Genomic DNA, 21,067 nt, shown 5'->3' with positions numbered 1-21,067 from the left:
ATTTTATAAATGGTTTATTTTAAATTTAAAAATCACTAGCTGATGATAAGTTCGAACTATAAAGTACATGAAAAAATGTTTTAAAATTTATATTTTTCACAATAATTTGATAATTTTAATTTTATAGCATTTGGTAAAACATGTTCAAAGTGTTTTAAATACAAGTATTTTAACAGGTTTGAAAAATTGCTAATTCATTTCTTTGTGATATAAAATATAATTAAAAATTCACAAATTTGAGATTTGCTTGAAAAAAAATCATTTTATCTCTTGCATATGTGAATATTATCACATACTTTGGCTGAATCAAAGAAAAACTAATCACAACCAGAAAATGAAGAAAAACTTTTCAATCTTTTTATTAATTCTTTATGTATTTACTAATGCGCAGGCTCGCAGATTCTTTTATGAGTTTTCTTATAAACCTAATAAAGATTCTTCCCGGGTTGAAAAAGAATTGACAATCTTAGATGTAACAAAAGAAAAATCTATTTATAGAGATTATTTGTCCATATCTCAGGATTCGATGATTGAAAGTAATGTTGAAAAAATGAAAACAACGGGAGTAAAAATAGATTTGACGAAACTATTTAAAAATCCTAAGTTTATGTATAAAGTTCAGAAGAATTATCCGTCTTATGAAGTGAAATACACAGACTTAATTCTTAGTGACTATATTACTTATCCTGAAATGAGTAAGATAAAATGGAAAATTTCGACTGAAAAGAGTGTAAGTTCTTTTGAAAAATATAAGATCCAAAAAGCTACAGCAACAGCTTGGGGAAGGAATTGGGTGGCTTGGTTTACGCCAGATATTCCGATTCAGGACGGGCCATATAAATTTTATGGTTTACCTGGCTTAATTGTAAAGATTGAAGATGAAGGTAAAAACTTTTCTTGGGAATTAGCAGGAATCAAGAACATTGAAAATTATAATGAATTAAGTCTTAACGAAAGGCTGAAAAATAAACAAGCCCTTGTGGTAAATAAAGACAAGTTTACTAAAATGTTTGCTGATTTTAAAAGCAGCCCTTTGGCTCAGGTAAGGAGTAAATATACCTCGGAGCAGTTGAATCAGCCAGGAGATGATGGTAAAACATTAGGTCAAAAGCTGAGAGATCAGGAAGAAACAATTAAAAAAATGATTGGGGCCAATAATGAATCTATTGAGTTGGCACAATAAGAAAATATAAAGCGCTTTTATGAGAGATTTTGATATTTTGTAACTCTAAAAACAAAACATAAGGGGCTACCCGAAAATAACAAATTAGAAAAATAACCATTAAAAATTTATTAAAATGAAAAAACATTTAGTAGCAGCGGCATTAATCGTTGCATTCTCAGCAGGGACATTTACATTAGCAAGTGCTAACCCACAAAACATTTCTTCTGAAAAAGTTACAGTAAATGCAGTTTCTTCAGCAACTGTAAAAGAGGCAGTGAAAGAAAAAGAGTGGACATTTATTTCTTCGGAATATGTTTATACAGGAACAACAACTACTACTGCAACAAAGTAATTGTTTCAAAATTATTTAATCTATGGGGCTAATAATTTATTAGCCTCTTTTTTATAATCCTATGAAAACATTAAAAATCTTATTAATATCAGTGTTGCTTTTTCATGTTTTCTCGTCAGTTATCATAAATATTCAGATTATTAAAACATGGAAAAATTCTACATATTCTTCTTTGAATATATATGGAAAGAATATTATAAATTATTTGGGATATTTTAATATTCCGGAATTTATACAGATTGCTATGAGAAATTATTCATACTATACAGGGATAGAACGCGGGTATGAATATTATTCGCCAAATGCATCAAATAAACAAACTAAAATTATTTTTAAAGACAATAATAACCCAGTTGACTTACCGGGAAGAACATTTGAATCAAAATTTAAAATAAATAGTGTATTTACCATATTAGGAGGACAGCTGGAAAATGATGGATTTAGGAATAAAGTAATTCAGTCTATGTCTGTAAGATTATTTACACTTCATCCAAATGTTAATCATATGGATGTTGCCATTATGAAAAAAGAATTTCCATCTTTAGATGAAATTCAAATGGGAAAACCAATCAGAATTGAAGAGAGTACTGTTTACAACATTAATAAAAATTGATATGGATGCAGTTCTAAATAAAATAAATACATTTTTTTTTGGATATAATAAAAATATAGATAAAAAAAATATATTCATTATTATGATCTCTATTTTTGGGTTGCTAAATATTTTATCAATTTTACCAGATATTTACAATATTTATAGTAAAAATGGAGTCATTAATTCTGATATTAATGATTTTCTGATCAGAAAAGATCAGTTCAGATTAACATTTATTACAGATATACTTGAGAGAATAGGGTTACAGTATGAATATGCTTTAGCAATCGTAATTGCAATTTATATCTGCTCATTTTTATTTGTTTTGATGAATTATTATAGGCTTATATTTGCCATAATTGTTCTTGTTATACATAATGCCTTAGTGGCGAGTAGCTACTCGTTTTCTTATGGAGCAGATTATATGATTAGTTTTTCGCTTTTCATTAATATGCTGTTGTGTATTAATTCAAAATACTGCCAAGGAATTTATTCTTTTGCAATAAGACTTTTACAACTGCAGCTTTGCATCATATATTTCTTTTCAGGAGTAGGAAAAGCGATGGGAAATAACTGGTATACGGGGGATGCAATATGGTATTTGGTATCTACCTATACGAATGTGAATATCCTGACTGCCTTCGTCGCAACTACAGTTCCCGTTGTATTTCAGATAATTTCGCTTAGTGTAGTAATTGTTGAGTTATTTTATCCAATTCTCATTTACAACAAACTGACAAAAAATGTAGCCTTAATTTACATTATTATAACACACATCATAATTATTTTAACTATAAACCTTTATACATTCGGAGTAGTGATGATTATTCTTAATGTAATAGCTTTTCAACCAAAAATGATATTAGAATTTAAATATTTTAAAAGAAATGAGTATATCGCTGAATAATATTAATTATAGAATTAACAATAAAACCATACTGCACAATATAAGTTTATCTTTAAATCAAGGTGTTTATGGTATTTTAGGTTTAAATGGTGCAGGGAAAACAACTTTATTGAATGTGATATCTACTCTTACAAAACCTCAAAAAGGAAGTTTAAGTTACAACAGTGCAGACATTATAAAGAATCCATTGATTCTTAGAAAAGACTTGAGCTATATGCCTCAAAATTTTGGATTGATTCCGGATTTAACTGTAACACAGAATCTGATGTATTTTGGAATGTTAAAGGGGGTAGGCTCGAAAACATTGAAAGAAAATATTCCGAATGTTTTAGAGTTTTTCAATATTCTGCATACGAAAGATACGAACGTGAAAAATCTATCAGGCGGAACTCAGCAAAGAGTTGCACTGTCGTTGGCTTTGGTCAATAATCCAAAAGTTTTGATCCTTGATGAGCCTACAAGTGCGCTCGATCCTATTGAAAGGATAAATTTTTATGAGCTTATAAGAAAAATATCAGACAATTCTATCGTGATTGTTTCTTCTCATAATATTTATGAAATTGAAAAATATGTTGACAATATCATTGTTCTCCGGAATGGGGAAATCAGTTTCTCAAATACTGTGGATCAACTAATTCCCGAAGCTGTTTTGGGGTTGGGAAGTCCTATCTCGGAAAGCTCTTTGAATTTGGAAAAAGCATTTGAATATTTTGCGAAATAAGATTTTTATGAAAGCATTACCATTGATATCTCTATATAACCTCAAATTATTTTTTAAACATACTTATTTTAAATATATTTTAGTCATTATCATGATTTTAGGATTTTTTATTATACCAAATCCTAAATCAGATTATGTAACGTTCACTGTTGGGAATTATACTGGAGGATTAAATTTAGTTTGGATAAGTAATCTAACGCCTGTTTATATTAACGCAATATTTTCTTTACTGGCAATTTTTATTAGTCAAAATCTGAAGAAAAGAGAAATAAACAACAATACATTTGTCAATTTTCGATTATCAGTAGAATCGAATTTTCAATTGCTGATGCAAAAGGTTGTTTCGCTGTTTTTTTACCTTACAATACTGGCTTTTATCCTTGAAATCATCATTCTTGTTATCAATTATCAAAGCTATAGCTTGGTTTCCTATTTGATTCCGTTTTTCTATTTTACGGTTCCTTATTTATTCTTATTGGCTTCGATTTGTATACTGATTGACTATTTAGTTGATTTGAAATTTTTAAAGTATATCTTATATTTTGCTTTTATAATTTTCATTTATAATAATAGTATAAGACACACATTGGATATAACCGGAATCCAGGAGTTAATGGATAATTTTGCTAGTTTAAATGCACAAACCAAGGATAAGTTCATTCTTGGAGCTGTAAAAACCAAAGATATTGAATTTGTAAACTTCAATAATTTTATTAATCCTAAAGACTGGTTAAGTAAAATTTATTTATTACCAATTTCGCTAATACTTGTGTTGGCTGGTTCGTTTGTGTTCAATAGATTTTCAGTTATCAGAAAGTCAGAACAAAATCCGCCGGTTATAAAAAAGGAAACGAACGCTTCTGCTATAAAAGAAAAGACATATCATCCGATTGCTTTTGTGTCATCATTTAATTTTAGGCATTTGCTGAAAGCTGAATTTTTCCTTTTGAGGAATTCTATCAGCAAAAATTTGAAATTGGTTGCGCTGGTTTTATGGATTTTAGCATTTTTTGTGCACGGAGAAATAAAAATATTGATTATTGCTGCAGTATTTATCACCTTACTTCCTCTTAATCAAAATTATCTGGCCGGAAAATATACGAATAATACATTTTACGCTGAAAAAATTTCAGGATATCCTTTACTAATGTTTATTGTTTCCAAGTTTTTATTGTTTTTAGTGTATATTGTTGTAGTAATTCCTGTGCTGGATTATACATCTATAGAAATAAGCTCATTTATCATATTTAAACTTTTATTCCTGTTTATCTTCCAATTGGCTTATACAACTTTGGTGAAAGACTATCTTTTAGTTGAAATTATTCTGATTATTATTTTTTCGAGCTATTTTTCAGGAGTTCCTGTTTATCAAATTTTTTGATAAAATAATTATAGTAGTATGAAGAAAAGGATTAGAATTTCTAATCCTTTTTTCTATTTTTGTCTAATTCCTTATTTCAATGAAAAAAATTATCCTTATCGAAGACGAAACAAGTGTTGTATCTTTTATAAAAAAAGGATTGCAGGAAAGCGGATATGAAGTTTCTGTAGCTTTTGACGGGAAAACGGGGGTACAGTTGGTACAATCAAACGATTTCGATTTGGTAGTTTTAGATATTATGTTGCCGGAAATGAACGGGCTTGATGTCTGCAAAGAAATTAGAAAAACAAATCAACATGTTCCTATTTTATTTTTAACCGCACTGGGAACTTCCGAAAATATAGTTCTTGGTTTGGAAAGCGGTGGAGATGACTACCTGGTGAAACCTTTCAAATTTATAGAGCTGGTTGCCCGTGTAAAATCTTTGTTGAGAAGAAGTCACAATGGGGGTGTTCCAGAAGTTATTGAGCCCGTAGTCGATAATGAATATATTTTTCAGTTTTCAGACTTGATTTTGAATGATTATACCAAAAAAGTTACCCGTGCGGGAGAAGAAATTTCACTGACTTCCACAGAATATAAATTACTTCTATATTTTCTGAATAATCCTGAAAAAGTAATTTCCAGAGCGGAAATTCTGGATGCAGTTTGGGGAGTGAATTATGAATTAGGAACTAATGTTGTGGATGTTTATGTAAATTATTTAAGGAAAAAACTAGATAGCCAGGATGATAATAAATTGATTCATACCGTAATAGGAATGGGTTATGTTTTGAAAAAACCTTAATAGATGTTTAATAAAGTTGTTACAAATCAGACCAAAACAATGGTGCTTTTGATGTTGGTTTTTACTGCCATCATTTTGCTTTTCAGTGGATTGGTTTATTTCTCTATTGTCAACTTTTCACATCAGAGATTCTATGAATTATTGAAAATCCGTACCACAACGATTATTCAGATTGAAAAAAGCAAAGATGATCTTGATTTGCCCCAAAATTATATTTTAAATAGTTTAAATGACGAGGAGCTTCCAATGGAGCGCGATTATGTTTTTGCCATTCCTACGGATTCTAATTATAAGAAAATCTCGCAGGAAATCCATATCCCGGATTATTTTTTCAAAAATATTGTAAAAAAAGGGGAGGCAAATTATAACGATAAAGAGTTTTATTATATTGGGCAAACCTTTAAATATGATGAAAAAGATTATATCGCGATAGCTTCCGCAAAAAATCATTATGTGGTTTATTATTTAGGCTTTTTGAAGCGAACATTGATAACCTGTATCGTACTTTCTCTGTTTTTTAGTATGATTTTTTCTTTTTACCTGTCTAAAACATTATTTAAACCTATTTTAAAAATTACAGGAAAAGTAAAGGAAATCAGTTCTGAAAACCTTCACTTGCGACTCGAATCTCAACCGGATAACAAAGAATTAAACGAACTGGTTGATACATTTAATGATATGCTCAACCGTATCGAAACGTCTTTTGAAACTCAAAATCACCTGATTGGAAATGTTTCCCATGAATTGAGAACACCTTTGACATCAATTATGGGGGAAGCTGACGTTGCACTTTCTATCAACAGAACAGCAGATGAATACAAAGAAACGTTAGGAGTTATTCTTGACGAAGCTGAAAAATTAGACAAAAAAATAAAAGCTTTGTTGATGATTGCCCAAACCGGTTTCGACGGAAAAATCCAGAAAATGGATAAGGTCAGGATTGATCAATTGCTTTGGGATGTCATTGAAACGTTACGGAGAATCGATTCGAGAAATAATATCTATCTGGATATAAGCATGTTACCCGATAATCCTAAAAAATTGAAAGTTCAGGGGAACGAACAATTATTGCATCTTGCAGTTACAAATATTATTCAAAACGGGTGTAAATATTCTAATTTTCAACAGGTTAAAGTTTCATTAGGGGCAACAGATACTGATGTTTATATTATTGTAAAAGATAATGGAATTGGTATTCCTGAAGAGGAAATGAATAAAATTTATGATCCCTTCTTCAGAGCCTCAAACACGAAAAATTATGAAGGTTACGGAATCGGGCTTCCTTTGGCGAGAAATATCGTGAGAATGCATCATGGTGAATTGATCGTAAGTTCACATGAAAACCAGGGAACGACTGTACAGCTTCGTTTTCCGAATTTTTATAGCATAATGCAGGAAAGTAAAGACAGTTGAGGATTAGTAAATGGGGAGTTATTCTTAAATTAAATCCGCTAAATTCTTGCTCTGAATGATAAGCTGTATGAAATAACTTTTTTTGGAAATAATAGATAAAAAACACGGGTTTTTCTCAGCGCTCTTAGCTATATTAACTTCCCTTAACAATTTTCTAATCTCATTTTAATCTCATTAATGACATTTTAATTCTATTCCAAAGAGCTTCTAATTTGGTCACTCTATTTTTGTATCATCAAATAAGATATTACAAAACTAAATTTTAAAATATGACCAAAACGATTTTAATAGCAACGGATTACTCTCTTGAGTCATTAAATATATTGAAAAAAGTGCTTAAGAGAAAAGATGTTTCAGAAGACCAGAATCAATATGATATTTTGCTGGTTTCCGGGTATGATATGGGAGATTCTATCAGAGATCTTTTGTTTACTACCAAAAGTACAATCTTTAATAAAATCAAGGCTCAGGAATTTAACGAGGCGTATGGGATTATTAAGAATAAATACCCTCATTTAATCAATAAAATCGTGTGTGATATTTTCACAGGAAGCTTCCAAAGAACCTTTGATAATTATGTGAAAACAGAAAATATTGAAGAGGCTTATTATTCTCCATCAATTAAAAGTAAAGGAAAAGGAAAATTTGACATTATTCCTTACATCAAAAAATGCAAAGATCTTGAATCTTATGAAATTGCAGTTGAGATTCACGAAAGACTTCCTGAAAGAGGCAGGCTTGCAGAGATCTTTGTTGAGGTCTAAAAAACACAATAACTTAAAAAAAACGAAAAAATGTTAAGAAATTATAGTAACAGCAGAACATTGGGAGATAACATCAGGTTGGGGACGCTGACTGCCTTCACGGCAGGTACTATAAATATAGCATCTCTATTGATATTTCTTTCTTTTACCTCAAATGTAACGGGGCATTATGCTATTTTGGCAGCAGAAATAAGTAAAGGGAACTGGTCACAGGTTGCTGTGGTAGGATTATGGATTTTCTTGTTCTTCTTCGGAAGCTTTTTATCAAATTTTATTGTTATTAATTTCAATAAAAAGAGTAAATATTTCGCCCATTCAATGCCGATTGTCTTAGAAATGCTCTGTCTTTTGTTCGTAGGGGTTTACGGTCAGCTTTTTTATCAAAAAACACTTGAAGAAGCAGAATATTTAGTGGCATTAATGTTATTTGCAACGGGTCTTCAAAATGGTTTGACAGCAAGTATTTCAAATTTCTCGGTAAAAACAACGCATCTTACGGGTACAACGACTGATTTGGGAATTTTGTTTTCAATGTTTACCCAAAAGAAATTTAGAAAAAACGGTGAGCTAATCGGAAGAGCAAAATTATTGTCTAGTATCATGGTAGCTTATGTATTGGGGGCTATATTCTCAGGTTTGACCTACTATTATTTAGAATTCAGAGTATTTTATGTAATCAGTTTATGTCTTTTGACGGTTATCGGGTATGATGCCTATAAAATCCATATAAGGCATTTTAACACACAATATAGATATAGTAAAATATATAAAAAACCAAATCTTGTAGCTTATCTTTATGATAAGATCCACGGAATTCCTGAAATAAAAAATAAAAGAGAAAAGAAAAGAAAACTTGTATTTGATGATTAAATTAAGATAAAGTAAATATCAGTATTAATTTTGTGTAAACTAGCTGTGAATCAACCCTCTGTTTGTATAAGTGCAATTGAGGGTTGATCTTTTAATAAAGCATGATTAATAAAAGATTCATACTCAGATCGTTTGTGGCCAGGTTGTTGATATGTTGATAATTAAATTTTAATTCAGGGTCTTACTATTTTTATTCTTATTTCGTTTGACTATTTTTGTAAGTTGATTAGAGAATTTATGTCAGATATTATTCAGCTTTTACCGGATCATGTAGCCAACCAAATTGCGGCAGGAGAAGTGGTGCAGAGACCTGCGTCCATTGTGAAAGAACTTTTGGAAAATGCCATCGATGCAGACGCTACAAAAATAGAGTTGATTATCAGGGACGCCGGGAAAAACCTTATTCAGGTAGTAGATGATGGAAAGGGTATGTCCGAAACAGATGCTAGAATGGCTTTCGAAAGACATGCTACGTCTAAAATCAGAGGAACTGAAGATATTTTTAAAATTGCTACAAAAGGTTTTCGTGGTGAAGCATTGGCTTCCATTGCTGCTGTTTCTCAGGTTGAGTTGAGAACAAAGCAGAAAGATACAGGCATTGGAACAAATATTTATATCGAAGGTGGAGTTTTCCAGTTTCAGGATCCGATACAAACGGCTGACGGCTCTAATTTTTTAGTGAAAAACCTTTTTTATAACGTTCCTGCCAGAAGAAAATTTCTTAAAAATAATAATATTGAATTCAGACACGTAATTGATGAGTTTCAGCGTGTGGCATTAGCTCATGAAAATTTGGAATTTTCTTTATTCCATGATGACGAACCTGTTTTTAAATTAAGAAAGGGGAGCCAGATGCAACGTATTGTTGATATTTTCGGAAGAAAACTTCAACCTCAGCTGATTCCTATAAAAGAAGATATTATTTGGTGCCAGCTTCATGGTTTTGTTGCAAAACCGGAAGGTGCGAAAAAAACAAGAGGCGAACAGTTTCTTTTTGTTAATGGAAGATATTTTAGAAGTCCATATTTTAATAAGGCTGTTCAGGAGGCCTTTGAAGGATTACTTTTACCAGGATATGTTCCTACATTTTTTCTTTTCTTAAATCTTGATCCGGAGAAGATTGATGTAAATATTCACCCTCAGAAAACGGAAGTCAAATTTGAAGATGAACATCTTATTTTTGCTTTGCTTCGTTCAACAATTAAAAGATCGCTGGGAATTTACAATGTGGCTCCAAGCTTGGATTTCGAAAGAGATCCGCAGTTGGATGAAATCATGCATAAGGCATTTCCCAGTAAAGCAAATAATGGCGGAGGCGGCGTTTTGAAAATGCCTGAAATTATTGTAGATAAGGATTATAATCCGTTTTTGGAAGAACGGGGTGTATTTAAACAGGCTGAAATACAAAGTCTTACGGAAATGTATCATCAGAATATCTCTGCAGAACCTTCAAAGATTAATTTGTTTGAAGAAGAAGATTTTGATGAAGATTTGATGAGGCTTCCTAATGGATATTGGCTGTTCAACAAAGGTGACCGAACGCTGATGCTGGATTTGGGAAGAATGCACAGATTGGTCGTTTCAGAAAACAATAAAAGCTCAAAAAAATCAAATACAAATGGGCATTCACTCCTTTTCTCTCTTGAATATCATATGAATGAGATTGAAAAAGAGAAATATAAATCCTTTAAAAAATATCTTCCGGGGCTTGGTTTTAATACCTCCACGGCGCATGATAATGTATTGAGAATAGATGCTGTTCCGGAAGGAATGAAAGAAACCCAGGTTATGAAATTCCTTGAAAACCTTTTTGATATTTTGGAATATAAAACAGAAGAAGAATTCATGCAATATTATCAGAACCAATGGAATAAAATGCAATCAAAATCTCGCTTTGATTTTATTTATAAAGCTGATGCTGAGCAGCTTATTAAGGATTTTACAACGTTGGGATTCCCTGAATTTTTACCAAATGGCAAGAGATGTTTTTATGAGGTTCCTTTTAATGATATTAAAAATAAATTTTAAAGTAAATGTTTAATAATATACCACCCGTTACAAGAAATATTATTATTATCAATGTGATCGTCTATGTGATCTCGAATTTCTTGTACCCTCAATTATATACTTTACTTTCGGGATTTTATCCATTTTCTCCAAATTTTAAATCTTGGCAAATTATTACGCACATGTTTATGCATGCCCGTATGGATGAAGGAATAGGAATTATGCATATTTTATTTAATATGTTGACACTTTGGAGTTTTGGACCGATATTAGAACAGTCGTTGGGCGAAAAGAAATATTTAATACTTTATTTTGCAAGCGGGTTAGGAGCGTTCTTTTTATTTAATCTTTGGAATTTTGTTGAAGTACAACAAATTATTTCAGGTTTGGAAAGCTTAGGGTTAAATACTTCAGAAATATATTCAAAAGCCGTGATTGGTTATTCAGGAAATATGAATATCAGTGCGACTACACCTGAAGGACGAGAACTTTCACAACAGCTTTACGATGCATTGAGAACGCCTATGGTTGGGGCTTCAGGTGCTATTTTTGGAGTTGTAGCAGCCTTTGCAACGCTTTACCCAGATGCAAAAATTGCAATAATGTTTATCCCGATTCCGATGAAAGTAAAATATGTATTACCAATCGTAGTAATAATTTCTATCTGGTTAGGTGTTTCGGGAGATGGTGGAAGTATTGCTCATTTAGCCCACGTCGGAGGTGCTTTGGTTGGTTTTCTTTTAGCAAGAAGTTGGAGAAAGCATTTATACAGATTTAATTAAACTATCCTGTGAAAATTGTCCGCTTAATATTGTTAGTAATGCATTTGGGAATATTATTTCTTTTGTTTTGTATGCAATTGAATGCTTATGTTCCACCAAAAACATTTCCTTGGTTTAATCTTCTTTCGCTGGGGTTTCCTGTTTTGATTACGGGCTATTTTATATTAACTGTTTTCTGGTTTTTTTCATGGAAAAAAAGAGCGTTCATCTTTCTTTTATTCAGTTTGGCATTCATTAATCCTATAAAAAGATGGGTGAATTTCTCTTCAAAAATAAAGGAAACTCCTGACTTCAAAGTTATTTCATTTAATGTAAAGGGGGGGCATTTTGGAAAGACAAATATTGAAAATTATATTAATTCTAAAAATGCAGATATTGTTCTGTTACAGGAAGATGGAGAAATGGATTATAAGTTTGATGATCTGAAAAAATCTGATAGTAAAAAAATGTATATTGTTTCCCTTTTTACAAGGCATAAAATAATTAATCATGAGATCTTGATTTTAGGAGATTATAATAGCTTTAATGCTTACTCGGATTTGAATGATATTGAAATAAAAGGAAAAACATACCGTTTTATTAATCTTTATCTCCAGCCATTCAAGTTTGAAAAACAAATGATAAAATTAGATGGAAATAGCGAAGGAGATCAACAAAAACTTAAAAATGTTGTTAAAAGACTGATACCTACATTTAAATCACATCAGGAGCAGGTGGAAATTATTAGAAAAGCAATTGATAATTCTCCATATCCGGTATTTTTAGTTGGAGATTTTAATTCAGTTCCGAATTCTTACGAATATTATCATTTAGGAGAAGATTTGAAAGACATTTTTGTTGAGGTTGGCTGCGGAAGCGCTACAAGTTTTCATGATTATAAGTTTCCTTTAAGAATTGATTATGTTTTTACATCAAGCTCAATAAAACCAATTAGCTATCAAGTTGACCGTTCTATAAGGCTTTCTGACCATTTTCCTGTAATTACGACTTTCTCTTTAGAAAAATAAAAATCATAAAATTAGTTAAAACGGTGCTTGTTGGTAAGATTTTTGCTTAAAAATTACAGGGATAAGTAAATTTTTTATGAGGCTGAGCCGGATTGTACTATTTTTTCACTTAGGTGTTGTTCTTTTGCTTTTATGCACTTTTGCAAATGCTTGGGTTCGTCCTAATTATTTTGGTAATCTAAATCTTCTTTCCCTCAGTTTTCCTTATCTCATTCTATTACATGGTTTTTTAACTTTAATCTGGATTATTAAAAGAAAAGCGGTTGCGATCGTTTTTGTATTAAGCACATTTATTTTTTATAATCCCATCAGAAGATGGATTAATTTTTCCCCTCAATATTCAAAAAACATAAATTCAAAAAATGACATTAAAGTGTTGACTTTCAATGTGAAATATGGTAGTGTTGTTGGTTGGGACAGTGTAAAGAAATATATCCGCCAGCAAAATGCAGATATTATTTTAGTTCAGGAAAAGGATACAAACACAGCACTTCGGGAAGGTTTGATAAAATATCCGACGGTGATTTTAAAAACAAAGCATAAAATTCTTCGGCAGGGAGAATTGATTACCGATAAGTCCAGAGGAAATTCTTTTTACGCTGATATTGATATTAACGGGAAAGTTGTAAGAGTGATAAATGTTTATTTGGAACCTTTCAGATTACATAAATCTATGCTTGAGTTTAACGGGATTTCAAATGAAACGAATAAATTAGACATGATTTTTTCCCATTTAATCCCAACTTTCAAAACTCATGAGGATCAGATAAAAAAAATAAGAAAAGCAATTGATGGTTCACCTTATCCTGTGATTTTAGCAGGTGATTTTAATTCGGTCCCCAATTCTTATGAATATTATAATTTAGGTGAAAATCTTGAAGATGCCTTCGTAAAAGCAGGAAACGGATTTTCAACAAGTTTTCATGACTATACATTTCCTTTAAGAATTGACTATATTTTTACCTCCAGCTCAATAATTCCCTTAAGCTATAAAGTAGATTATTCTGTGAAATTATCGGATCATTATCCTGTAATTGCAGAATTTCTATTAAATTAGTTTCATGAAAAATTTAGCGTTTGGAATTTTTACTTTTTCTTTATTCCTGGTAACTTGTGCTAAAAAAGAACCCACAGACTTATATCCTCAGGATATGGTAAAAGCATCTTATGATACAATAGCTGTAGATTCTTTTTCAAACGGGGCGGCTTCGGTTGATATTGTAAGGCAAATCAGAATGTCTTCTCAAAAATATCAGGATTCTATGAAAGCTGCCATAAAACTTCAGGCAGAAGAAAAACGTATCAAGGATGAACTTGATAAAGAAAATAAGAAAAAGCTAGACATGGAGAAAAAGAAAGCTGAAGAAGAGAAAAAACAAAAAGCTTCTGAAACATCTCCATCTACACAAACTAATTAAAAACTTTTTAAAAATATAAAATATGAAAAAACAAATTTTAGTAGCAAGTATTGCTTTTCTTGCAATTGTATCTTGTACAAAATCAACGACTAAAACTGAAACAGTAGAAAATCCCGATGGCTCTGTGACAACAACTTCGACTACTGTTACTGAAAGCCCCGGTGATATTGTAGATACTGCAAAAATCAGTAAGGCTAAAGAAGATGTAAAAGCTAAAACTGACGAGGCGGGAAATAAAATCGATGCTGCAGCACAGAAAGCAAAAGATAAAATCGATGCTACTGCAAGTAAGACGAAAGAGGATATACACAAAGCAGGACAGGATATTAAAGCTGAAGCTGACAAAGTGGGTAAAGATGCCAAAGAAGTGGCTAAAAAAGGAGCATCAAAAGTAGAAGATGCTGCTAGAAAATTAAAAGAAGATTTAAACAAATAGAAAAAACCGCAGTAAATCTGCGGTTTTTTTATTTATTATTTAGCTCCAGCAGAGGATCGATATATTCTCTGTCATTACTTAGTCTGGGAACCTTATTTTGTCCTCCAAGCTTTCCTTTCGACTCAAGCCATGCATAAAACAGGTTAGGTTTTGCAATATGTACGATTGGTCTTTTTAAGGTCATATTATTATAACGTTTTGCTTCGTAATCTGAATTGATAGCCTTTAAATGTTGGTCGAATATATCAATAAAACGTTCAATATCAGTAGGTTTTTCGCAAAATTCAAAAATCCATTCATGGGCACCGCCTTCATTTCCTTTCATAAAAACAGGGGCTCCTGTGAAGTCTGTGATAGATGCTTCGGTTGCCTCACAAGCTTTTGAGAGGGCTGACTCTACATTAGTAATCATTAATTCTTCTCCAAAAGCATTAATATAATGTTTCGTTCTACCTGTAATTTTTATTCTGAAAGGATTAATCGAGGTGAAGACAACCGTATCCCCAATTAAATATCTCCAAAGCCCGCCGTTTGTGGTAATTACCATTGCATAATTTTTGCCGACTTCCACGTCTTCTAGGCTTATCACTTTCGGATTAGAATAATGGAACTGTTCCATCGGAATAAACTCATAGAAAATGCCGTAATCAAGCATTAAAAGCATTTCATCACTATTTGATCTGTCCTGAATTCCGAAGAAACCTTCAGATGCATTATAAATTTCATAGTAATTGATGTCTTTTCCGATAATTTGCCGGTATTGCTCTCGGTAGGGTTTAAAACTTATTCCTCCGTGAAAAAATACCTCAAGATTGGGCCACAATTCAGATATATTTTGAATATCGGTTTCCTTCAAAACTCTCTGCAAAAGAACCATCATCCAGCTCGGAACACCTAAAATGCTCCCAACATCTTCATTTTTAACTTCTAAAGTAATGGCTTTGAGCTTGCTCTCCCATTCGCCCATTAAAGAAACTTTTTTACTCGGTGTAGTCGTAATTTCTACCCAAAACGGGAGATTATCAATCAAGATAGCGGATAAATCGCCAAATTTCGTGTTAAAATCGGCATAAAGTTCAGAGCTTCCGCCTAATCGGAGGTTTTTGTAATTGAAAAGCTGATTTTCAGGGTGGTTATTGGCATATATGGAAACCATGTCTTTTCCTGCCTTCATGTGACAATACTCCAGGCTTTCAGCAGAAATTGGGATAAATTTGCTTTTTGCATTTGTAGTCCCGGAGGATTTAGCAAAGTGTTTGATGTAGCCGGGCCAGCTTACATCTTTACAGCCCTGCCTTGCCTTTTCAATATAAGGTTCAAAATCTTCGTATGAGACTACCGGAACCTTATTTTTGAAGTCCTGATAACTAGAAATTGAATTAAAGCCGTACTTTCTGCCATACTCTGTATCTTCGGCATGAAACAACTGTGAAAATAATATACCTTTCTGTGTCTCAATAGGATGATTCATGAAATTCTGAATCTGATCTATCCTTTGACGGATAAACCAATTGACCACAGTATTGAAAAGTGCCTTCGTTGCCATTCCAACAAATATAATAATATTTGATTTTTTAAAGAATTTTTTAGCGTATTAAATAAAAAAAACCGCTACAATATAGTAACGGTTTGATATTTAGATTATTGTTTCCTAGCAATATTCGTCATAAGCAGCCTGAAGGTTTGCAGCAATTGCTCCTGCTGGATTTCCTTCAATATGGTGTCTTTCGAGCATGTGAACTAATTCTCCATCTTTGAAAAGAGCTACACAAGGTGAACTTGGAGGGAATGGAGCTAAATGCTTTCTAGCTTCGGCTACCGCCTCAGTGTCAAAACCGGCAAATACAGTCGTTAAATGATCAGGTTTCTTATCTCCTGTCAAAGAATATACAACTCCCGGTCTTGCTGCTCCTGCAGCACAACCGCATACAGAATTTATTACCAATAGAGTAGTTCCTGATTGTTTTATAGCTTCTTCCACCTGAGCCGGAGTTGTCAAGTCTTCGAAACCTTTATCTGTAAGTTCAGCCTTCATAGGCATTACTAAATCTGTTGGGTACATATTTTTGTTTTTTAATCTATGCAAAGTTAAACAATTCTTTACGTTTGATCAATATATAAAAACTATCGGTAGTTTCGTAAAACAAAATTAACCGATTGTTAATAGTTTATACATATTTGAAAAAAAATGAAATAAAATTATGAATAAACAATAAATATTGTTAAATTTGAAATGATTCTAAAAACGAATTAACCGTGAAAAAAAACTTAACACCAAATTTCCCTCCTATTGAAGTAGAATTTTACCAATGATGTATTTTGTAAATATTTAATATTTGTCTTGATTTGTATCTGTTTTTCTGAGAACAAATAAGGGATAAATTTGAATATTTCTACAATAAAATGAAGCCCGAAACAATTCGTTTCGGGCTTCGTTAATCAAATCGATATGCAAAGGTTGTATATCCTAATAATAGTTGATGGTTGTCAACTATGAAAGCAGCTTCTTGGCCATCTCGGAAATACTTTTTCCGTCAGATTTTCCGGCTAATGTTTTTGAAGCTATTCCCATTACCTTTCCTAAATCTTTCACAGATTCGGAGCCGATTTCAGAGATAATATTTTTTATTTCGGTTTCTAATTCTTCTGCAGTAAGCTGTTTGGGCAAGAATTGCTCAATTACTTTCATCTGTGCATCTTCTACTTCTGCCAAATCATTTCTTCCCTGTGCAGAAAACTGGTCGTAAGAATCCTTACGCTGTTTTACCATTCTCTGAAGAATAGCAATTTCCTGTTCAGCTGAAACTTCGGCACCTTTTGCTTCAGTTTTCAGTAATAAGATTTGAGATTTTACAGCACGAAGAGAGTCTAAAGCAACTTTGTCTTTAGCTTTCATTGCCGTTTTGATAGCTTCGTTTATTGTATTTTCTAAACTCATTTTAATTAATTTACCAATGTAAAGTGTATTAATGTATCAATAATTGTTAATACATAAAATTATAACATTGCTATATTGATACATTGTTACATTATTTAGTCAACGTCTTTATTTAAAAATCTGTTTTCTTTTATTTGCATAGAACCGTTATTTTCAGACAAATAGGTGTTGATATTTTGATCTGAAGCATTATTCCCGTCAAGAGAAATATTCTTTCTTTTAAATGCAGGAATAGATTCAAATTCGCTTGAGCTATCAAAGCTTTGATAACGTGAGTTGAATTCTTTTAATTTATTTCTTCTCTCGGTTACTCTGTCCTGGTCTACGGTTTTATTCACAAAAGTGAATTCTGATTCTGTAGTTTTCGGAGCTTCGATTTCCACTTTATTTTCAATAGAAGTTTTTTCCTCGACCTTAGTTTCGTCTTTTATATTCTGAAAGAAGTTCTCAACTTTTTGAAAAGGCTCTTCTGTTAATTGGCTTACCTGATTTGTTGATGTAAACTCAGCTTTCGGCTGTCCAAAATCATTCTTAGGCTCGTTGGTTGGTTCATTTACAAAAAAGCTGAATTCAACCGGTTTTTCCTGTGAATGAGAGTTCGTGAAAGTATTTGTTTTAGGCTCTTCTTTTTTCTCTTCAAAATCAAATTTGAAAGATTGAATTTCCAAATCGTTAGGATCTTCAACTTCTTCATCAATGGTAAACAGACTGAAAGATTCATCTCCGGCTTCTTCCTGATTTCTCCAGTTTTGATTAGGGTTATCAAGTGTGTCTTCCTCATCATCAAAGAATTTAATTTCAGTTTTTCTTTGCTCTTCCTCAATAATCATTTTTTTTTCAATAGAAGAATTGAATTTTGGGGTGTCATTATCTTCATCATCTAATCTGAAAAGATTTTTACTTCCAAAATCATAACCCTGTTCAGAAGCTGTTTCTCTTTCTTCTCTTGTTTTAAAAGGAGATTGTTTTGGAGTATCAAAACTGTCATTTAAGCTGATTTTAATTTTCTCGGTAGGGCCTGCAAACTTTTTATTGTCATTAGAAAAACCTGTGGCAATAACAAGCACGCTTACCGCGTCTCCTAATTCTTCGTCAGCACCAACCCCGAAAATAATATCTGCCGTATTTCCTGCTTCTTTCTGAATGTGATCCATGATGATACCGATTTCGTCCATCGTTACTTCTTCTGCGCCACTTCTGATCAGCAATAGTACATTTTTAGCACCTGTAATTTTATTATCGTTTAACAGCGGAGAATCAAGGGCCTTCCTTACCGCTTCTTCAGCCTTATTTTCACCTGAAGCCATTCCTGTAGACATCAAAGCGGTACCAGAATTTTGGAGTACAGATTTGGCATCTCTAAAGTCAATGTTTACATCAAAGTAACCTGTAATAACTTCTGCCATACCTTTTGCGGCGTTTGTTAAAACTTCATCGGCTTTTGAGAATCCCTGTTTGAAGCCAAGGTTTCCGAATTGCTGTCTTAGTTTATCATTGTTGATTACAATAAGTGAATCAACGTTATTTCTTAACTTATCAAGTCCGTTTTCGGCTTGTTCTAGTCTTCTTTTACCTTCAAAACTGAAAGGAACTGTAACAATTCCTACCGTAAGAATCCCCATGTCTTTTGCTACTTTAGCAATAACGGGAGCTGCACCGGTTCCTGTACCACCACCCATTCCGGCAGTGATAAAAACCATTTTGGTATTTTGTCCCATCGCAGCTTTGATTTCTTCGATACTCTCGATGGCTGCTTTTTCTCCGACTTCAGGATCGGCTCCTGCGCCAAGGCCTTCTGTAATGGTCGTTCCCAACTGTACTTTGTTGGCAACAGGATTATTATCTAAAGTCTGAGCGTCTGTATTGCAAATCACGAAATCTACTCCGTAAATTCCTTTTTCATACATGTGTTTTAGCGCATTATTTCCACCGCCACCAACACCGATTACCTTTATTATTGATGAATTTCCTTTTGGCAAATCAAATGAAAATCCTTGTGTTTCTAAATTTTCCATAATTATAATCTTTTTATAATTCTTATTTGAGTCATGATAGATGATAAAATTCATTTATCGATTATCATTTGTCATGTATGTTTTTTATTCTACTTCTTCAAAGAATTTTTTAACTTTTTCCATTAGCGATTGACCAAAAGTCAGTTTTGCCGCTCTTTTGCTTTCTAACTGTTCCTGTGCCGTTTCCTTTTGCTGAATTGGTTCTGCCTGTTGTACAGGTTGTGCTGTTTCAGCCGGAGTTGCTACAGTCTCTGCTTTAGGTTGCTCCTGAACAGGTTCTTCAACTTCAGTAATCTGTTTTTTATCCCTGATTTTTAAACTTTCCATTAATAATCCAATAGAAGTTGCAAATTCAGGGCCTTTCAGATACTGGTTTTTATCGTTTGCAATATACTCATTTGCAAAACCAATTCTACTATCAAAGCCTGTTGTATAATTAGCTAATTGACGGAGATGCTTCAAATTTGAACCACCACCTGTAAGAACGATTCCTGCAATCAGTTTTTTCTTTTGTTCAAATGCTCCGTAAGCCTTTAATTCTGTATTTACCATTTCCAAAATTTCTTCAACTCTTGCATTGATAATCTGTGCTAGAGTTTTCAACGAAATTTCTTTATCCGGTCTCCCGTGAAGCCCTGGAATTGTAACATAAGTACTGTCTTTCTCAAGCTCAGGGACTGCAGAACCGAATTTTACTTTCAATTGTTCCGCGTGTTTCTCAATGATTGAGCAGCCTTCTTTTATATCTTCTGTAATGATTCCGCCTCCGTAAGGAATTACGCAGGTATGACGGATGATATTGTCTTTAAATATGGCAATATCAGTTGTGCCGCCACCAATATCAACGATGGCTACCCCTGCTTCTTTTTCTTCTTTTGTAAGAACTGCTTCTGAAGATGCCAGAGGTTCCAGAGTAAGGGCTTCCATTTCCAAACCTGCTTCACGAACACATCTTGCGATGTTTCTGATGCTTCCCATCTGCCCTACTACGACGTGGAAATTGGCCTCTAAACGTTTCCCGTGCATACCAACAGGTTCCTGAATTTCACCTTCGGAATCAACCTTATATTCCTGAGGAAGAACATGGATAATTTCTTCTCCCGGAAGCATGACCAGCTTTTTCACCTGATCTTTTAATGCTTCAATGTCGTCATCTGTAATGAATTTATCAGGATGTTCACGCATAATATAATCGGAGTGCTGCAGAGAACGTATATGCTTTCCTGCAATCCCAACCGTTACTTTACGGATAGGAACTCCAGCGCTGGACTGTGCTTCTGACACAGCAGCTTTGATTGAATTAATGGTTTGCGAAATATTATTCACAATACCTTTGTGAACACCAAGACTTTTAGCTTTTCCTACACCGAGAACTTCTATTTTCCCGTGTGCATTCCTCCTTCCGACAATCGCAACAATCTTTGTTGTCCCGATGTCCAGACCTACCGAATACTCTTGATTTTCCATTTGTTTATATCGATTTGATTTTTTCTGATAATTTGGGTTTTA

General features: G+C 32.8%; 21 protein-coding genes. 16 read left to right on the top strand and 5 right to left on the bottom strand.

Going from position 1 to position 21,067, the window contains the following annotated elements; all coding sequences use genetic code 11:
• Nucleotides 1-334 precede the first annotated feature (334 nt).
• From ACM39_RS01265 to ACM39_RS01190, 16 genes are all read left to right on the top strand, one after another.
• Nucleotides 335-1,183 (top strand): GLPGLI family protein, encoded by an 849-nt coding sequence (locus ACM39_RS01265; protein WP_048509199.1) that lies wholly within the window; start codon nucleotides 335-337, stop codon nucleotides 1,181-1,183.
• Between the two features lie 115 nt (nucleotides 1,184-1,298).
• Nucleotides 1,299-1,517, top strand: a complete 219-nt coding sequence (locus ACM39_RS01260) for a hypothetical protein (protein WP_048509198.1) — start codon at nucleotides 1,299-1,301, stop codon at nucleotides 1,515-1,517.
• A gap of 61 nt (nucleotides 1,518-1,578) precedes the next feature.
• A complete protein-coding gene (locus ACM39_RS01255; protein ID WP_048509197.1) occupies nucleotides 1,579-2,130 on the top strand; it encodes a hypothetical protein in 552 nt (183 codons plus the stop codon).
• Nucleotides 2,131-2,212: 82 nt separating this feature from the next.
• Entirely contained in the window at nucleotides 2,213-3,019 is an 807-nt protein-coding gene (locus ACM39_RS01250) for a hypothetical protein (protein WP_131701388.1), read from the top strand.
• On the top strand, nucleotides 3,000-3,740 hold the full coding sequence (locus ACM39_RS01245) for an ABC transporter ATP-binding protein (protein ID WP_048509195.1): 741 nt from the start codon (nucleotides 3,000-3,002) through the stop codon (nucleotides 3,738-3,740). The genes ACM39_RS01250 and ACM39_RS01245 overlap by 20 nt, the downstream gene beginning before the upstream one ends.
• A gap of 7 nt (nucleotides 3,741-3,747) precedes the next feature.
• Entirely contained in the window at nucleotides 3,748-5,121 is a 1,374-nt protein-coding gene (locus ACM39_RS01240; protein WP_131701387.1) for a hypothetical protein, read from the top strand.
• A 79-nt stretch (nucleotides 5,122-5,200) separates the two neighbouring features.
• Nucleotides 5,201-5,908: a response regulator transcription factor gene (locus ACM39_RS01235; RefSeq protein ID WP_048509193.1), complete on the top strand. Its 708-nt coding sequence runs from the start codon at nucleotides 5,201-5,203 to the stop codon at nucleotides 5,906-5,908.
• A 3-nt stretch (nucleotides 5,909-5,911) separates the two neighbouring features.
• Nucleotides 5,912-7,321 (top strand): sensor histidine kinase, encoded by a 1,410-nt coding sequence (locus tag ACM39_RS01230; protein ID WP_048509192.1) that lies wholly within the window; start codon nucleotides 5,912-5,914, stop codon nucleotides 7,319-7,321.
• A 269-nt stretch (nucleotides 7,322-7,590) separates the two neighbouring features.
• Nucleotides 7,591-8,085 carry a hypothetical protein gene (locus tag ACM39_RS01225; RefSeq protein WP_048509191.1) on the top strand — a complete coding sequence of 165 codons (495 nt, stop codon included), beginning with the start codon at nucleotides 7,591-7,593 and terminating at the stop codon, nucleotides 8,083-8,085.
• A gap of 30 nt (nucleotides 8,086-8,115) precedes the next feature.
• Entirely contained in the window at nucleotides 8,116-8,955 is an 840-nt protein-coding gene (locus tag ACM39_RS01220; protein ID WP_048509190.1) for a YoaK family protein, read from the top strand.
• 237 nt (nucleotides 8,956-9,192) lie between these two features.
• Nucleotides 9,193-10,983, top strand: coding sequence for a DNA mismatch repair endonuclease MutL (mutL, locus tag ACM39_RS01215; protein ID WP_048509189.1), 1,791 nt, complete (start codon nucleotides 9,193-9,195; stop codon nucleotides 10,981-10,983).
• A 5-nt stretch (nucleotides 10,984-10,988) separates the two neighbouring features.
• A complete protein-coding gene (locus ACM39_RS01210; RefSeq protein ID WP_048509188.1) occupies nucleotides 10,989-11,744 on the top strand; it encodes a rhomboid family intramembrane serine protease in 756 nt (251 codons plus the stop codon).
• A gap of 38 nt (nucleotides 11,745-11,782) precedes the next feature.
• Nucleotides 11,783-12,751, top strand: coding sequence for an endonuclease/exonuclease/phosphatase family protein (locus ACM39_RS01205; protein ID WP_228377032.1), 969 nt, complete (start codon nucleotides 11,783-11,785; stop codon nucleotides 12,749-12,751).
• A 373-nt stretch (nucleotides 12,752-13,124) separates the two neighbouring features.
• Entirely contained in the window at nucleotides 13,125-13,808 is a 684-nt protein-coding gene (locus tag ACM39_RS01200; RefSeq protein WP_228377031.1) for an endonuclease/exonuclease/phosphatase family protein, read from the top strand.
• Between the two features lie 4 nt (nucleotides 13,809-13,812).
• Entirely contained in the window at nucleotides 13,813-14,169 is a 357-nt protein-coding gene (locus tag ACM39_RS01195) for a hypothetical protein (RefSeq protein WP_048509185.1), read from the top strand.
• 22 nt (nucleotides 14,170-14,191) lie between these two features.
• Nucleotides 14,192-14,605, top strand: a complete 414-nt coding sequence (locus ACM39_RS01190; RefSeq protein ID WP_048509184.1) for a hypothetical protein — start codon at nucleotides 14,192-14,194, stop codon at nucleotides 14,603-14,605.
• 28 nt (nucleotides 14,606-14,633) lie between these two features.
• Here ACM39_RS01190 and ACM39_RS01185 read toward each other — a convergent pair whose 3' ends face one another.
• The 5 genes from ACM39_RS01185 to ftsA all read right to left on the bottom strand — a co-directional run bounded on the left by ACM39_RS01185 (nucleotide 14,634) and on the right by ftsA (nucleotide 21,025).
• Nucleotides 14,634-16,151 (bottom strand): GH3 auxin-responsive promoter family protein, encoded by a 1,518-nt coding sequence (locus tag ACM39_RS01185; RefSeq protein WP_048509183.1) that lies wholly within the window; start codon nucleotides 16,149-16,151, stop codon nucleotides 14,634-14,636.
• Nucleotides 16,152-16,256: 105 nt separating this feature from the next.
• Nucleotides 16,257-16,667 (bottom strand): BrxA/BrxB family bacilliredoxin, encoded by a 411-nt coding sequence (locus ACM39_RS01180; protein ID WP_048509182.1) that lies wholly within the window; start codon nucleotides 16,665-16,667, stop codon nucleotides 16,257-16,259.
• Between the two features lie 429 nt (nucleotides 16,668-17,096).
• Nucleotides 17,097-17,543: a GatB/YqeY domain-containing protein gene (locus ACM39_RS01175; RefSeq protein WP_048509181.1), complete on the bottom strand. Its 447-nt coding sequence runs from the start codon at nucleotides 17,541-17,543 to the stop codon at nucleotides 17,097-17,099.
• A gap of 95 nt (nucleotides 17,544-17,638) precedes the next feature.
• Complete coding sequence (gene ftsZ, locus ACM39_RS01170; RefSeq protein WP_048509180.1) at nucleotides 17,639-19,558, bottom strand: cell division protein FtsZ; 1,920 nt, start codon at nucleotides 19,556-19,558, stop codon at nucleotides 17,639-17,641.
• Between the two features lie 84 nt (nucleotides 19,559-19,642).
• On the bottom strand, nucleotides 19,643-21,025 hold the full coding sequence (gene ftsA / locus ACM39_RS01165) for a cell division protein FtsA (protein ID WP_048509179.1): 1,383 nt from the start codon (nucleotides 21,023-21,025) through the stop codon (nucleotides 19,643-19,645).
• Nucleotides 21,026-21,067: the final 42 nt, after the last annotated feature.

This window comes from Chryseobacterium sp. FH2 (assembly GCF_001045455.1).
In the GTDB taxonomy this organism is placed as follows: Bacteria; Bacteroidota; Bacteroidia; order Flavobacteriales; family Weeksellaceae; genus Chryseobacterium.
Note: the sequence above shows the minus strand (reverse complement) of the source record. Positions and strands in the feature narration are given on the sequence as shown.

Bases quoted from the DNA above. Each gene is read 5' to 3' on its own strand.
- ACM39_RS01265 (WP_048509199.1), top strand. From the start codon at position 335: ATGAAGAAAAACTTTTCAATCTTTTTATTAATTCTTTATGTATTTACT.
- ACM39_RS01260 (WP_048509198.1), top strand. From the start codon at position 1,299: ATGAAAAAACATTTAGTAGCAGCGGCATTAATCGTTGCATTCTCAGCA.
- ACM39_RS01255 (WP_048509197.1), top strand. From the start codon at position 1,579: ATGAAAACATTAAAAATCTTATTAATATCAGTGTTGCTTTTTCATGTT.
- ACM39_RS01250 (WP_131701388.1), top strand. From the start codon at position 2,213: ATGATCTCTATTTTTGGGTTGCTAAATATTTTATCAATTTTACCAGAT.
- ACM39_RS01245 (WP_048509195.1), top strand. From the start codon at position 3,000: ATGAGTATATCGCTGAATAATATTAATTATAGAATTAACAATAAAACC.
- ACM39_RS01240 (WP_131701387.1), top strand. From the start codon at position 3,748: ATGAAAGCATTACCATTGATATCTCTATATAACCTCAAATTATTTTTT.
- ACM39_RS01235 (WP_048509193.1), top strand. From the start codon at position 5,201: ATGAAAAAAATTATCCTTATCGAAGACGAAACAAGTGTTGTATCTTTT.
- ACM39_RS01230 (WP_048509192.1), top strand. From the start codon at position 5,912: ATGTTTAATAAAGTTGTTACAAATCAGACCAAAACAATGGTGCTTTTG.
- ACM39_RS01225 (WP_048509191.1), top strand. From the start codon at position 7,591: ATGACCAAAACGATTTTAATAGCAACGGATTACTCTCTTGAGTCATTA.
- ACM39_RS01220 (WP_048509190.1), top strand. From the start codon at position 8,116: ATGTTAAGAAATTATAGTAACAGCAGAACATTGGGAGATAACATCAGG.
- mutL (WP_048509189.1), top strand. From the start codon at position 9,193: ATGTCAGATATTATTCAGCTTTTACCGGATCATGTAGCCAACCAAATT.
- ACM39_RS01210 (WP_048509188.1), top strand. From the start codon at position 10,989: ATGTTTAATAATATACCACCCGTTACAAGAAATATTATTATTATCAAT.
- ACM39_RS01205 (WP_228377032.1), top strand. From the start codon at position 11,783: ATGCATTTGGGAATATTATTTCTTTTGTTTTGTATGCAATTGAATGCT.
- ACM39_RS01195 (WP_048509185.1), top strand. From the start codon at position 13,813: ATGAAAAATTTAGCGTTTGGAATTTTTACTTTTTCTTTATTCCTGGTA.
- ACM39_RS01190 (WP_048509184.1), top strand. From the start codon at position 14,192: ATGAAAAAACAAATTTTAGTAGCAAGTATTGCTTTTCTTGCAATTGTA.
- ACM39_RS01185 (WP_048509183.1), bottom strand. From the start codon at position 16,151: ATGGCAACGAAGGCACTTTTCAATACTGTGGTCAATTGGTTTATCCGT.
- ACM39_RS01180 (WP_048509182.1), bottom strand. From the start codon at position 16,667: ATGTACCCAACAGATTTAGTAATGCCTATGAAGGCTGAACTTACAGAT.
- ACM39_RS01175 (WP_048509181.1), bottom strand. From the start codon at position 17,543: ATGAGTTTAGAAAATACAATAAACGAAGCTATCAAAACGGCAATGAAA.
- ftsZ (WP_048509180.1), bottom strand. From the start codon at position 19,558: ATGGAAAATTTAGAAACACAAGGATTTTCATTTGATTTGCCAAAAGGA.
- ftsA (WP_048509179.1), bottom strand. From the start codon at position 21,025: ATGGAAAATCAAGAGTATTCGGTAGGTCTGGACATCGGGACAACAAAG.